Here is a 624-nt window from a genome sequence, read left to right on the forward strand (position 1 = left end):
GCTGGTCCACCACGCGGTAGAGCCGGTAGCCCAGGGGGGGCAGCTCCACCTCGAAGAGCACGGCGGGACGCCCGCCCGAGGCGCTCTCGGGCTGGACGCCCTGGTGGGGGAGGGGTTGCCCGGTGTCGTCGAGGACGCACAGCTCGGGGGTGTGCCAGTCGTTGAGCTCGAGGCGGAAGGCCTCGCGGCGCGGCCAGGGCGAGGGGTTGAACACCAGCACCGGCACCCCGTCGCCGTAGTCGGTGACCCAGGTGGGGCCGTCCCAGCGCACCGAGCGGATGGGGGCCTCCGGCTCGGCCCCGCCTAAGCGGGTGTCCACCCGCGAGGCGATGGCCTGCATGGCGCGGAATCCCGCCCGGTGGGCGCGGGCCAGGGCCTCGCCCAGCTCGTTGCGGCTGTCGGCGTAGGCGCTGGCGACGCTCGAGCCCGCCAGGATGTCGTGGAACTGGTTGAAGAGCAGGCGCTTCCAGGCGTGCTCCAGCTCGGCGTGGGGGTAGGCGAAGCCGTGGGCGCCCGCCATCACCGCGAGCTTCTCGGCGGTGAGCAGGGCCTCTTCGGCCTGGCGGTTGAGGCGCTTGATCTCGGAGAAGGCCGCGTAGCAGCCGCGGGCGTGGTGCTGCAGCT

The 624-nt window shown here is 73.6% G+C and carries 1 pseudogene; it reads right to left on the reverse strand.

Annotated features, from left to right (window positions below):
• Positions 1-624, reverse strand: a pseudogene (locus Mterra_RS21525) (hypothetical protein); the annotation flags it as partial.

This window comes from Calidithermus terrae, assembly GCF_003574345.1.
Classification (GTDB): domain Bacteria; phylum Deinococcota; class Deinococci; order Deinococcales; family Thermaceae; genus Calidithermus; species Calidithermus chliarophilus.